The organism is Enterococcus sp. AZ091, from assembly GCF_051714805.1.
In the GTDB taxonomy this organism is placed as follows: Bacteria; Bacillota; Bacilli; order Lactobacillales; family Enterococcaceae; genus Enterococcus_D; species Enterococcus_D gallinarum.
On sequence record NZ_JBIOSO010000001.1, the window covers coordinates 1,266,005 to 1,280,087 of the forward strand.

10 protein-coding genes and 1 pseudogene are annotated in these 14,083 nt (G+C 41.7%); 10 read left to right on the top strand and 1 reads right to left on the bottom strand.

All coding sequences use genetic code 11. The features are described from left to right. Window positions 1-5: 5 nt before the first annotated feature. The 3 genes and pseudogenes from IGJ28_RS06480 to trhA all read left to right on the top strand — a co-directional run bounded on the left by IGJ28_RS06480 (window position 6) and on the right by trhA (window position 3,483). Window positions 6-1,868: pseudogene (locus IGJ28_RS06480) on the top strand (pilin N-terminal domain-containing protein). Window positions 1,869-1,907: 39 nt separating this feature from the next. After that, on the top strand, window positions 1,908-2,768 hold the full coding sequence (locus IGJ28_RS06485; RefSeq protein ID WP_175413541.1) for a class C sortase: 861 nt from the start codon (window positions 1,908-1,910) through the stop codon (window positions 2,766-2,768). A 73-nt stretch (window positions 2,769-2,841) separates the two neighbouring features. Further along, window positions 2,842-3,483 carry a PAQR family membrane homeostasis protein TrhA gene (trhA, locus tag IGJ28_RS06490; RefSeq protein WP_021149355.1) on the top strand — a complete coding sequence of 214 codons (642 nt, stop codon included), beginning with the start codon at window positions 2,842-2,844 and terminating at the stop codon, window positions 3,481-3,483. Window positions 3,484-3,674: 191 nt separating this feature from the next. Here the strand turns inward: trhA and IGJ28_RS06495 are convergent, their stop codons facing one another. Then, complete coding sequence (locus IGJ28_RS06495; RefSeq protein ID WP_081445577.1) at window positions 3,675-4,169, bottom strand: FUSC family protein; 495 nt, start codon at window positions 4,167-4,169, stop codon at window positions 3,675-3,677. A gap of 275 nt (window positions 4,170-4,444) precedes the next feature. Between IGJ28_RS06495 and IGJ28_RS06500 the strand changes: the two genes are divergently transcribed. The 7 genes from IGJ28_RS06500 to IGJ28_RS06530 all read left to right on the top strand — a co-directional run bounded on the left by IGJ28_RS06500 (window position 4,445) and on the right by IGJ28_RS06530 (window position 14,044). After that, window positions 4,445-5,548, top strand: a complete 1,104-nt coding sequence (locus tag IGJ28_RS06500; RefSeq protein ID WP_252712121.1) for an alpha-hydroxy-acid oxidizing protein — start codon at window positions 4,445-4,447, stop codon at window positions 5,546-5,548. Window positions 5,549-5,796: 248 nt separating this feature from the next. Next, window positions 5,797-6,423 (top strand): glycosyltransferase family 32 protein, encoded by a 627-nt coding sequence (locus IGJ28_RS06505; RefSeq protein ID WP_003127510.1) that lies wholly within the window; start codon window positions 5,797-5,799, stop codon window positions 6,421-6,423. 147 nt (window positions 6,424-6,570) lie between these two features. Further along, the gene (locus IGJ28_RS06510) at window positions 6,571-7,077 is read left to right on the top strand and encodes a GNAT family N-acetyltransferase (protein WP_005471780.1); all 507 of its coding nucleotides are present in this window, start codon (window positions 6,571-6,573) and stop codon (window positions 7,075-7,077) included. Between the two features lie 194 nt (window positions 7,078-7,271). Then, window positions 7,272-8,114 (top strand): DUF368 domain-containing protein, encoded by an 843-nt coding sequence (locus IGJ28_RS06515; RefSeq protein ID WP_003127514.1) that lies wholly within the window; start codon window positions 7,272-7,274, stop codon window positions 8,112-8,114. 1,050 nt (window positions 8,115-9,164) lie between these two features. Next, window positions 9,165-9,983, top strand: a complete 819-nt coding sequence (locus IGJ28_RS06520; RefSeq protein ID WP_438845433.1) for an alkaline phosphatase family protein — start codon at window positions 9,165-9,167, stop codon at window positions 9,981-9,983. 486 nt (window positions 9,984-10,469) lie between these two features. Beyond that, complete coding sequence (locus IGJ28_RS06525; protein WP_252712122.1) at window positions 10,470-12,242, top strand: oleate hydratase; 1,773 nt, start codon at window positions 10,470-10,472, stop codon at window positions 12,240-12,242. Window positions 12,243-12,592: 350 nt separating this feature from the next. Further along, entirely contained in the window at window positions 12,593-14,044 is a 1,452-nt protein-coding gene (locus IGJ28_RS06530) for an amidase (protein ID WP_171917668.1), read from the top strand. Window positions 14,045-14,083: the final 39 nt, after the last annotated feature.

Sequence of the window (14,083 nt, forward strand, 5' to 3'; positions counted from 1 at the left end):
AGAAAATGAAGAAGAGAAAGTATATCAAACGATTGGTACTATGTTTTATTTCACTAGTAACATTGGCAGCATTGATTTCTATCCAGCACGTGTATGCGGATGGAACTGAGGTGCAACTGGTGATCCACAAGAAGAAAATGTTGGATTTTCCAAGTCAAGGGATCCAAAACACAGGGAAGGAAATGGCAGAGTTTGATGACTATCAAGGACTAGCTGACGTCACCTTCCATGTCTACGATGCGACCGCAGCATTTACTAAAGCAAGAGAAAACGGCGCAACGATTGAAGAAGCGAAAGCACAGGTGCAATCACAAACTTTCAGCACAGCTCTTTTTTCAGGCAGTACGGATACCCATGGGGATCTTTCTTTATCATTGCCCAAAAAACAAGCAGGAAAAGATGCCGTCTATGTGATCAAAGAAGCGGCAAAACCAGGGGTGACTGCTGCTGCAAATATGGTCGTGGCGTTTCCTGTGTATGAATTGATCAAACAAGCAGACGGTACGTATCAATATGGAACAGAAGAACTATCGATGATTCATTTGTATCCTAAAAACATTGTTGAAAATGATGGCACACTGCAAGTCACGAAAATTGGTTCCGCTGAGGGTGAAGCACTGAACGGTGCGGAATTCGTCATTGTCAAACAAGAATCAGAGGTAACAAAATATATACAAGGCGTTGCACAAGGTATGTATACATGGACGTCAGACAAATCAAAGGCGAAACACTTTGTCAGCGGCAATCGTTATGAAATAGGAGAAGAGGACTTTGTCGAGAGTGCTGCGGCTAAAGGACAAATGATCGTCGCTGGTTTAGAGGTCGGAGAGTATGTATTGGAGGAAGTCAAAGCGCCTGAAAATGCTGAGATGATTGCCGACCAAACAACTACGCTATTTACCATCATTTCAGGAAGTCAAACGCCTGTAGCAAAGACGGTAAAAAATGATACGACTAAAGTAGAAAAAGACACGCCCCAATTAGAAGGACAAGATGTAGCCATCGGTGAAGCAATCAACTATGAGATCACCGTCAATATACCTGATGGGATTGCCGATAAAGAGGAGGAGAGCAACAAGTATACCTCATTCAAATTGATCGATAGCCACGATCCTGCATTGACATTTATGAATCAGTCCAAGGGAGAAACAAGCTATGCACTCTATGATGGTGAACGTCTCATTGATACTAATAATTATCAGATCACTGAACATGCCAATGGTTTTACAGTAGCAATTGCGCCCACATATATCCCTTCCCTGACTCCAGGTGGAACGTTGCGATTCGTTTATTACATGTATTTGAATCAACTAGCAGATCCGACGAAAGGTTATAAAAACGAAGCAAATGTCGATAATGGTCACACGACAGATCAAACACCACCGACTGTTGAGGTTCTGACAGGGGGAAAAAGATTCATAAAAGTAGATGGGGCAGTGATTGAGCTACGGCCATTGGCAGGTACATCGTTTGTCGTACGCGACGAAAATTCGGCGACCGCGAACTATTTGATCATTGATCCAGTCACAAAAGCAGTGGCGTGGACGAATTCTCCGGAGAAAGCAACAACTTTCAATACAACGAACGATGGATTAGTAGACATTACAGGATTAGCTTATGGAACCTAATATTTGGAAGAAACCAAAGCACCGAATAGCTATATCAAATTAAATGAACGAATTGCTTTCAAAGTAGATTCACAATCTTATGCGGTGGCGAATGAATTGGTTACTCCAGAAAAAGTACCAAACAAACAGAAAGGAACATTACCAGCAACTGGCGGCGAGGGAGTTACTTTGTATATTGGTTTAGGCGTCGTTTTATTGACGATAGTAGGTGTCTACTGGATAAAAAGATATAAGGCTTAGTGTCAAACGAAGAACGAATGGATAGCTGAGGAGAATGAAATGAAGCAAAAAAAAAGGCATCCTTTAGATCTAATCATGCTATTGGTATTTTTTATCGGTATCCTCAGCTTGGCGTATCCCTTTGTTAGCGATACATTGAATGACTATCTCGATCAACAAATCATCAAAAACTATCAGAAAAAAGCAAAATCTGAACATGCGTCAGTGATTGCTGAGTTGAACAAGCAGATGCGTGAAGCAAATGAAAAAATGGCATCAAATGAACCTAAGACAGAAGCAGACCCATTTTCCAAGGAAAAAAAGGAAAAGCAGAACTCGCTGAAATCTTATATAGAAGCACACACGATAGGTGTTTTGACGATCCCGAAAATCAATGTCAATTTACCAATCTTTGATCAGACGACAACAAAACTATTGGAGAAAGGGGCCTGTCTGCTCGAGGGAACTTCATATCCAGTCGGAGGAGTATCGACACATGCGGTACTTTCTAGTCACCGAGGATTACCACAAGCAAAACTCTTTACAGATCTACCTCGGTTACAGATAGAGGATCGCTTTTATATCGAAATCAATGGTCAATATCTTGCGTATCAAATCGATCAAATACAAACCGTCGCGCCGACAAAAACAGAAGCACTTCAGATCCAAGATAACCAAGACCTGGTCACACTAGTTACTTGCACCCCTTATATGATCAATAGTCACCGTTTGCTGGTTCGCGGACACAGGGTCGCAGTTGAGCAAGAGGAAATAAGCGCGTCATTGTCAAAAGTGCAGCAAGCAAAACGAACGACCTTTTTACTCGTGACTGGTTTGATCGTTGTCCTTTTGATGCTGTCTTTGGTGATGGTGATAAAACATTTTACAAAAGTTAAAAATACATGTAGTTTTAAAAACTAGATGAAAAAGTTTTGGTAATCAGATAGTTTTTCGAGTATAATGGAGTCGAAGAAATGAAACGGAGTGGATCAAGATGGAGATAGAATTTAGTCGAAAGTATCAAATCATCAATGAAGTATTAAATGCAGTGACCCATGGGATCGCAGCGTTGTTAAGTTTGTTTTGCTTTAATTTGCTGATGGATCGCGCCCATACCACCTTAGATTATGTCGCTTTTGCGATTTATGGAAGTTCGCTTTTTCTGCTTTTCTTTTCCTCTACGTTATTTCATAGCCTGATTTTTACGAAGGCAAAGAAAGTTTTCCAAGTATTCGATCATTGCTCGATCTATCTCTTGATCGCTGGTACGTATACCCCATTTTGCCTCTTAGTCGTACAGGGAATGGCTGGGTTGATCTTGCTTAGTGTCATTTGGACCACCGCAGTAATAGGGATTATTTACAAATCTTTGACGTTGACAAAAACGAACAAAGTATCGAAAGTTTCAACGATCATCTACAATGTGATGGGGTGGGCAATCATTGTTGTCTTACCTAAGCTCTATCAGAATATCGATTTGACCGGATTACTACTGTTAGTTGCTGGAGGAATCGCTTATTCTGTAGGCTCGCTCTTTTATAGTATGAAAAATAGACGATTCACCCATGTAATCTGGCATTTGTTTGTCATGTTAGGTGCAGCATTGATGTTTTTTGCGATTTACGTAAGTAATTAAGACGTTGTGCATGATGAAATAAGAATGAACAAATTGTTGGGACATAGGTTCGTTACACTCTCAAAAAAACAGAAGCACTCGAAAATGGTTTATTTTTCGAGTGCTTCTTGTTTGAAAAGGGAATCCGAGGAAATCCTTTATGACTAAAGCAAAAACGTGCCGAGCAATTTAGCTCAGCACGTTTTTTTACCTTATTCTTCCACTATTTTAGCTGATGCAGGCAAGCAGCGGTTGACGGCAATCGCAACAGCCATCCCAATGAAACTATCGATCACCCGGTTAAAGGCATAAAGATAGGATTCAGTTTGGGGAACCATAAATAAAATCGTCAATAGGGTAGCACAGGCACCGACCGTTCCTTCGTGATAGTCGAATTTCACTAATAATGCGATCATCAGCATGATAACGAAAGGAATCGATAGCAGCTGAACAAGGTGTGTGTAGCCAAAAAATTTAAAAATTCCGATACAGATGATCGATGCTAATGCGCCAAAGGTATTTCCAGCAATCCGATGCCGGCCGTATTTGACAGTAGTCCCATGATCTTCTCTTAAGGTAAAGACAGCTGTGATCGTTGAAACAACGTATGTCTCACGCTGTAGAAGAAAACTTAGAAGAATACAAATGAAGACGCTGATCCCCGTTTTTAGATTTCGCAAACCAAATTTTAATCCGAATAGATTCAATAATGCCATCCTTTCATAAGAAATCATCTTAACCCTTTCAAACGAATCATATCATACCATAAGCTGTATTTGCTAGTGAAAAAAAGTCCGAAAGGTTGCTGCAAAGGCTTCTCTTTGTGAAAAACCTTCGTGGCTCTCCTGGAGAATACGTCAATCAGCTTGAGAGTGATCAAAAAAGAGTGACTACCAGCGTTGGAGCGAATCAGTTGCTTGGCTGACCAAACAAGCGTAACATAATATTGTAAACGTTATCTTATTGGAGAGCAGGGATAGGGATGGAAAAAATTTATCAAGCAAGTACGGCAGAAGGCGCAGTCGATTTTATCAACATGCGTGATTTAGAAGAGGCAGCAAAAGAAGTGATTCCCAAAGGAGGCTATGGCTACATCTCTAGCGGTGCGGGAGATACCTTCACTTATCGAGAAAATGAACGCGCATTCAATCATAAGCTGATTATTCCTCATGTCCTCAAAGACATTGAATTACCAGACACCAGGACTACTTTTTTCGGTGATACATTAAATGCACCGATCATCATGGCTCCGGTGGCCGCTCATGGCTTGGCCAATGTCAATGCGGAGAAAGCCTCGGCAAAAGGAGTTGCGCGCTTCGGTACAATTTACACAGCTAGTTCTTATGCTTCCTGTACGCTAGAAGAAATTCGGGCAGCCGGCGGAGAACAAGCACCTCAGTGGTTTCAATTCTATATGAGCAAAGATGATGGCATCAATCGGGATATTTTGGCGATGGCGAAACGCAATGGTGCCAAAGCGATTGTTTTAACAGCGGATGCCACAGTTGGTGGCAACCGAGAAACGGATCGCCGTAACGGCTTTACCTTTCCATTGGCTATGCCAATTGTGCAAGCTTATCAGTCTGGAATCGGACAAACAATGGATGCGGTATATGGCTCCTCCAAACAAAAACTGAGTCCTCAAGATGTGGCGTTCATTGCGAAGGAATCTGACTTACCTGTTTATGTCAAAGGGGTTCAATCAGAAGAAGATGTAGCACGTGCGTTAGATGCTGGAGCACAAGGGATTTGGGTCTCAAATCATGGTGGCCGTCAGTTAGATGGTGGACCAGCTGCTTTTGATTCTTTACAGATCGTAGCAGATGCCGTCGCTGGCAGAGTTCCGATCGTCTTTGACAGCGGTGTGCGCCGTGGGCAGCACGTCTTTAAAGCAATCGCCTCTGGTGCTGATCTAGTGGCGATTGGACGTCCAGTGATTTACGGATTAGCGTTAGGCGGTACAACAGGCGTTCAGCAAGTGTTCGATTTCTTCAAAAAAGAATTAGAGATGGTAATGCAATTAGCAGGGACTCAAACGATTGCAGATATTCGCCAAGCGAAACTACGGGACAATCATTATATGTAATAAAAAATAGTAATAAAAAGAGCCTTCCTCTGCCGCACGCAGCCAGAAATTCAAAGAACTGAAACCTTTGAAAGCCACGGCAGCGGGGCTTTTTTTATGGCTTTTTTGTATCTGGGTTGATTATAGGAAATCACCGGTATCAAGAACGAACTGCTACGATTTATTTGATAGTAACAGTGTATATGATTTTGAAAAGGAGAGAAAACCCTGTACACTTAAATTAACGAAATCAAAAAGGAGAGGGTAAAATGATTCCAAAAATCATTCATTATTGCTGGTTTGGGGGCAATGAATTAGGGGAAAGCGAACAGAAATATATCGAAACCTGGCGCAAATTTTGCCCAGACTATGAGATCAAACGCTGGGATGAATCAACGATCGATCTTTCAAAATTTGGTTCTTACTTACAAGAAGCCTACAAACAAGAAGAATGGGCCTTTGTTTCTGACGTTGTTCGTTTGTATGCATTAGTGACAGAAGGCGGCATTTATATGGATACCGATGTCGAAGTGGTAAAACCATTAGATGATCTATTAAACTATGAGGCATTTATGGGATTTGAGATCGAAACCAAAATTTCCACCGGTATCATCGGTGCAGTGCCTCATCATCCTTTCATGGAAGAATGGTATCATGACTATGATGATCGTGAATTTGTGCGAGCAGAAAAAACGGAAGATGTAGTAACCAACGTCATTCGAGTCACTGAATTGTTGCAGGAATATGGTCTGCAACTAAACAATCAGCGTCAAACGGTTAAAGGGGTAGAAATTTTCCCGCAAATGACTTTCTCGCCAAAAAGTTATATTACCGGCGAAGTTGAGGAAGATCCAACTACTATGGTGATCCACCAATTTTCCGGATCTTGGCTATAAACAGTTTTTTACTGATCCGATAGTTCGTCAAGCAGAATCCCAGCAACAGTTGAATGGGCGCCTGCTGACGAACTATTTTTTATTGTCTTTGGCAATGAATTATGCCACAATAGAACGAAATGAAATGGATCGGAGTGAGAGTTTATCATGGGAATTATCCAATGTACACCGGCTGACCTTGTTGAGTTGAAAGCCATCAGTATTGAGACGTATCAGGACACATTTGCGCCATATAATACGGAAGAAAATATGCAAGCTTATTTAGAGGCTGCTTATCATTCAGAAAAATTGCACAAAGAACTGAAAAATCCGCAGTCTGCTTTTTTCTTTTTGCAAGAAGAAGCAATTGCTGGTTATCTAAAGCTTAATTGGGGAACAGCTCAAACTGAGCCGATTGCACCAGAGGGACTTGAAGTTGAGCGGATCTACATCCGAAGTGACTACAAACGCCGCGGCTATGGTCAGCAATTGTTGTCTTTTGCGGAAGAGTTTGCCAAGGCAAAACAAAAGACGTCTTTGTGGTTAGGCGTATGGGAACACAATGCCAATGCATTGGCTTTTTATAACAAGATGGGCTTTCGACGAGTAGGCAGTCATTCTTTCTTCATGGGGGATGATGAACAGACCGATTATTTAATGGAAAAACAAATATGAAGAGAGTCACTCTTCTTCGATTCGTTGTTGAAAAATCAAAGTCGAAAACCTGTCGATGAGAGATGCCATTAGTGACTTCGAAAGAGGGAGCAAGAGGAGGATGAAAATTCCTTTTCAATTAATAGAGCTTCCAGTATAGTAGTAAATGACTAACTAAAAAATGAAAATTATGGTGACAGATGAAGGAGACAAGAATGGGACAACAAAAAACTGAAAGTGTATTATCACGATTTTTAAAAGGAGTCGTTATTGCTTTAGGATTTATTTTGCCGGGGGTCTCCGGTGGAGTTCTAGCAGCAATTTTAGGGATCTATGAACGAATGCTGCGTTTTATGGCACATTTAACGAAAAACTTCAAAGAAAATCTGCTCTTTTTCTTGCCAGTAGGGATCGGCGGGATCGTTGGGATCGGGCTTTTATCGAAACCGTTAGAATGGCTGCTGCAAAATTATCAGATTGTCGTCTTATGGGGATTTGCCGGAGCCATTATTGGTACATTGCCTGCACTTGCAAAAGAATCGACTCTTAAAAGCAAACGAACTATGGGGGATCTGTTTTGGTTCTTTGGTACAATGATCATCGGTTTCTTATTTCTTTATTTCATGGGTGATATTCTAGGAACGATCCCAGCAAACTTTTTAGGATTTGTTTTGGCCGGCGGATTGATTGCATTAGGTGTGTTGGTGCCTGGATTAAGCCCATCTAACTTATTGCTCGTATTAGGTTTGTATGATCCGATGTTGAAAGGCTTCAAGGGGTTCGACATCTTAGGCGTCTTCTTGCCGATCGCAATTGGTGGTCTACTCGTGATGCTGCTGTTCTCAAAATTGATGGAGTGGCTCTTGGAGCATTATCATTCGAAAGTCTATCACTTTATTTTGGGAATTGTGATTGCATCAACAGTATTAATCGTCTTGCCACCAGTGGCTGATTATAGCGGATTTACTTGGCTGACTGCGGTCAGCGGTGTGATACTGTTTGTTTTAGGGTACTGGTTAGGAGCTTGGATGAGTAAATTAGAAGAAAAATATAAATAACCACTGCGTGGACAAAAAAACAATCGGTCAGATGATCGATTGTTTTTTTATGGAATAGAAACCGAGGCAACCTTTGTCTGAATAGCGACGTTCACACGTACTATCCTCACTCCCCCTTGGAAGATAATCATGAAACGTCGCTGGAAAAAGGGGACAGGATCGAACGGGACAACTTACATCTGATCGCTAAGCGCCCAAATTTAAAAAAGGATATATATAAAAAAGAGGTATCGGACGATCCTGCCCAATACCTTTGTCATAGTGAAATAAGCAGACCAAAGCGTGTTGATTTACCTAAAAAGAGGTAGAAATCACCCAGAAAATTGGGTACAATAAACACGTTGATGTACTGCATTGACTATGGCAAACTTGATGGTCAGTTGCTGCTGACAAATCAAGGCCCTATTCCTTAGTTGCCGCTAAGGGATGGGGTGCCTTTTTTGGTTTCTATTCGCTTTTATTTTATAGAAAGCGAGGGTATAAATCAAGGGAACGTTTCCATATTTAATGAAAAAATGCAAGTGTTTTATTAGAAAAACGTGAAAAGATAACAGAATTCTGTGAGATTTGTCAATAAAAGTCAATATTTATTTATTGATATGAGAAAGACTGAAAAAATAAATTTTTTCCTGTGAGAGCCAAGCCATCAAAGTGATGATTTGGCTCTTTTTTGTCGCTTTTTTAAGGGGGGACACTTACGAGCCCTTTATTGTGTTAGGCAAAAGTTTACCAACTTAACATGAACTTTTCATAACGCTTACTGGATGTTAACGATTGCTTGATAGGATGGAGTAAATGAGTAATGAGGTGAAAAGATGAATCATGATAGGCTAAAGGTACTTATTGAAAAGAGACTGCCCCATATCCCTGCAAGGGATTGTAAACGAAACACCTCCAAAAGCAAACGGATTTTGGATCCTCAAAAAAGTATCCGGTTCCAACGTGGACTTGCTAAGAAAAAGATACTAAACGGGCTAGCTATAATAGTAATTAGGAAATGGCTTTTGAGAATCAGCAAAGACCGACAGATGGGGGTGACAAGCTATGTCCATTAAATCGCAAATAACCGAAAAGCTGCTTTTACTGGTTTTGGATGGCTGCCGATACGATACCGCGGTTGAACAGATGGGGATCTTGAATCATCATGTGGATTATAAACAAGCACAATTGATCAAAGTCCATGCTGAAATGCCTAGCAGTTCTCGGCCATTGTATGAAGTGTTGGCTACTGGTGTACCAAGCTACCGGAATGGGATTCTGACCAATGCCGATGGTCAACATTCCAAAGAACTCTCGATTTTTGATCTTGTCAAAGCTGCCGGCGGAAGTACTGCAGCTGCAGCACATTATTGGCAAAGTGAATTATTCAATCAAGCACCTTATGAAATCAAACGAGATCGTATTCAACACGACCACAAAAAAAGTATCCAACATGGGATCTTTTATAGTGAAAACCAGTATCCCGATTCACATGTGTTTGCAGATGGACATTATTTACTGCACACGTATCAGCCGAATTTGTTACTGATACATTCCATGAATATCGATGCCGCGGGACATCGTTATACGGCTGTTTCAAAAGAATACCGAAGAGCCGTCAACCAAGCAGACCAATTGATTGGTCTGTATTTGCACGATTGGTTGGCTGCAGGTTATCAAGTGATTGTTACTGCGGACCACGGAATGGATGAATATGGGTTGCATGGCGGAAGCATGGCTGCTCATCGCGAAGTCCCCCTCTATATTTTTTCAGATATTTTTCCGCCAGACTGTGGGATCGAAAAAATGAATCAATTAGAGTTGGCACCACTGATTTGCAGTTTATTAAAAATCGATACTTCTGAACGCATGCAGATTGGGCGCAGCTGATTTGTAGAAACGAACAAAGCCGCTAAAGTCAGGTGCTCAAATTAGGGCATCATTGCTAGAAGTCTATTTGGTTTGGCTTAACGGGCATAAATAGATGGCTTATATCAGATGAATAAGCAAAAAAAGTAATCGATTGTTGTTCCGCTACAGAGAACTGTGCCATGAGTGAAAATAAACGGACATTGTAAATGAGAGAAAGTGGCTGCCGCGTCTTGGAAACTGTGAGAGTGCCTAGGTACTATAGCAGCAGTTGCGATCGTTAGAATTTATTGGGCTTTGTTTAGATCCGGTCGTTCCGTCTGTTTGTTGACTGTTTATGGGACCGTCTTTTTTAATTAGAACAAGGCAACGAAGTGCTGCTATTCTTTGCACTTTTGGACAAACGACTTTATTTGTCTAAATCTGTGAAAAATAGCGGTTGTTATTTTTGTCACAAATAGAAGATACTGCTACCATGGATTCGTACCAATATTAGGAGGGGATCATATGAGATATACAAACGGAAATTATGAAGCTTTTGCAAGAAGCAGAAAACCGAAAGATGTCGAAAAAAAACAGGCCTATATTGTTGGTGGCGGATTAGCTGGATTAGCAGCAGCAGTCTTTTTGATTCGTGACGGACACATGGAGGGAAAGAAAATCCATGTGCTGGAGGAGCTGTCTCTTTCAGGCGGCTCACTCGACGGCAAATTTATTCCTCATGATGGCTTTGTCACTCGAGGCGGCCGTGAAATGGAAAATCATTTTGAATGTTTATGGGATTTATTCCGTTCGATTCCATCATTGGAGGTAGAAGATGCCTCCGTCTTAGATGAATTTTATTGGTTGGATCATGACGATCCAAACTCATCCAATTGTCGGATCATTCATGATCGTGGCCAACGAGCAGCAGATGACGGAGAATTCACTTTATCAGCAGCAGCCCAAAAAGAGTTGGTCCAACTATTTATGATTTCAGAAGATCAGCTTGTTGGCAAACGGATCGAGGATGTTTTTGGAGACGAGTTCTTTGAATCAAACTTTTGGCTTTATTGGTGTACGATGTTTGCTTTTGAAAAATGGCATTCTGCCATCGAAATGCGTAGATATGTTTTAAGATTCATTCACCATATCGATGGATTGCCTGATTTCACGGCTTTGAAATTTACTCGTTACAATCAATATGAATCGTTAGTTAAACCATTATTAGCTTACCTTGATGCACAAGGTGTCGATTTCCAATATGAAACCAAAGTCATGAATATTGACGTGAAGATCACTGAAGGAGAGAAAATCGCCCAAAGTATCACACTGATGAGAAATGGCAAAGCCCAAGAAATCACTTTGACAGCAGATGATCTGGTGTTTGTAACAAACGGCTCAATCACGGAGAGTTCGACTGAAGGGGATCACCATACGCCTGCCCCTATTACTCATGAATTAGGCGGCAGTTGGAATCTTTGGAAGAACTTGGCTGCTCAATCTCCTGAATTTGGTCGCCCAGAAGTCTTTTATGACAATCTGCCAGCAGAAAGCTGGTTTGTATCAGCGACAGTCACATGGCAAAACTTTGATATTGAACCTTATATTTCTCGTTTGACAAAACGGAAATTACGGACAGGAAGAGTAGTGACCGGTGGGATCGTCACCATCAAAGATTCAAATTGGCTGATGAGTTTTGCGACCCATCGTCAACCTCATTTCAAAGAGCAAGGCGATCAACAAACGGTGACTTGGGTTTATGGTCTATTGTCTAATACACCAGGAAATTATATCAAAAAACCGATTGAACACTGTTCCGGACAAGAAATCGTTCAAGAACTATTGTATCACTTAGGTGTTCCAGAAGATGAAATTCTACGGATCTCTAATGAATCATGTTCAGCGATCCCTGTGTATATGCCTTTTATCACTTCTTACTTCATGTTGCGGGAACCTGGAGATCGTCCGCTTGTGATACCGAATGGTTCACGAAACTTAGCCTTCATCGGCAACTTTGCCGAAACGCAACGTGATACCGTCTTTACGACTGAATATTCTGTACGAACGGCGATGGAAGCTGTCTACCAATTGTTAGCTATTGAACGAGGCGTTCCAGAAGTCTTTGCTTCTGCCTATGATCTGCGTACATTGGCCAATGCGATTTACTATTTATCGGACAAGAAAAAATTGACTGAGATGGAGCTGCCATTTATCGAACGCAAATTAGTAGAAGGATTTGTTAAGAAGACGAAAGATACCTATATCGGCGAAATCCTTGAAAAAAATCATTTAGTTTAACACACTTGAATGCTGTGACATCCGTTACTTAAAGACAGGATACCCGAAAGAACCAGAGAGGCCATGAAACGGCCTCTCTTTTCTTCGGGGTTACATATGTCTGACAGATGGCACAGTTTTTTGGGGAACGATTTCCATGCTGTAGACCCCCCTGTGTGATGTACACAAGAGTAGCGAAAAATAAGGGAACCGCTATCAAACAAATTGCTTCTTTTTAATAATACAGAGTGTTATTCTGTTATATTTGTATTGAACTTTTTCACTCTGTTTGGTATATTGGTTGTTAATTAAAAGCTTTTTTTGTTTTTAGTACAGAAGCTATAATTGTTACGATGAAAGGCGGGAGATTTATGGAAGATGCGACCTATTGGGCAGAGCAATTAACGCAGAAGAAAATCAGTTTTTCGGAATTGACAGCTAGGATCGAAGAAAAAATTCAGCAAGTTGAACCAACGTTAAATGCGCTTGTTTCTTTTGATCGGCAAGCAGCAATTAAGCAGTATGAACAGAATCCGCAAACAAAAGCGGCTTTATTCGGCGGGCTGCCAATACCACTTAAAATATTGGGTCAAAGTAAAGCGGGGTGGCCGGCCACATCGGCGGCTGCATTGTTTGCAAATGCAAAAGCAGAGCAGACGAGTGCATTTGTCAACGGGCTGGAACAGCTAGGATTGATTCCTTTGGGTCAAACCAATGCCCCGGAATTTGGTTTCAAAAATGTTACCGATCCAGTATTGTACGGTCCAACACGCAATCCGTGGCAGTCCGCCTATTCGGCAGGGGGATCCAGCGGTGGAGCGGCGGCCGTCGTAGCGGCTGGACTATTTCCATTAGCTGCTGCTAGTGATGGAGGCGGTTCCATTCGTATCCCAGCTTCTTTCAACGGACTAATTGGGTTAAAACCGACGCGAGGAACTATGCCAGTGGGACCTCAAGAATGGCGTAGTTGGCAAGGTGCTTCGATCAATTTTGCATTGACGCTTTCTATGAGAGATACGGAACGTTTGTTTTATGGATTACGTACGTCTCAACCGGCGGCTCCCTATCAGGCACCTAGAATCGAATGGAAACATCATGGACCCAGTCAGAATCGAACACTGAGAGTTGCGTACACAACCGAGTCTCCAGTCGGGAGTCCAGTTTCAAAAACTGCTGTCTTAGCTGTCAAGAAAGCTGTCGCATTTTTGGAAGATCAAGGACATCAGGTTACAGAAATCCGTTATCCTGTTGACGGTCAAACGATGATGGCAAGCTATTATCGTATGAATGGTGGAGAGACAGCAGCAATGTTTGCCGAGATCGAGGCAATGCTGCAACGACCAGTGGAACAGAAAGATATGGAGCTGATGACTTGGGGGCTGTACCAATATGGCAAAAAATTAGCGGCTGCCGATTATATCCAGGCATTGCAATATTGGGATCAGCTGGCAGTAACGATGGAAGCTTTGTTTGCAGATTATGAGTTGTTTTTGACCCCTGCAACAGCACAAACGGCGCCATTGATCGAAGAGGATTTGCAAAGTGATACGATTCGACGCGAACTGCAAGAGATAGAAAGACGAACAGCTGCTGCTGCCGGAGACTTGATTTATCAGATGTTCGACAAAAGTTTGGCACTGACGCCCTATACGCAATTGGCCAATCTAACGGGCCAACCTGCAATCAGCCTTCCAACAGCTGTTAGTGAGGAAGGTTTGCCATTGGGAATTCAGTTTATGGCATCAAAAGGCCGTGAAGATTTACTTTTTCAAGTGGGTGAATTGTTTGAACGATGGGAGCAATTTCATTTACCCAAAAAATAACTGTCGATGAATGACGGTTCAAGAATGATTTTCTAGGGG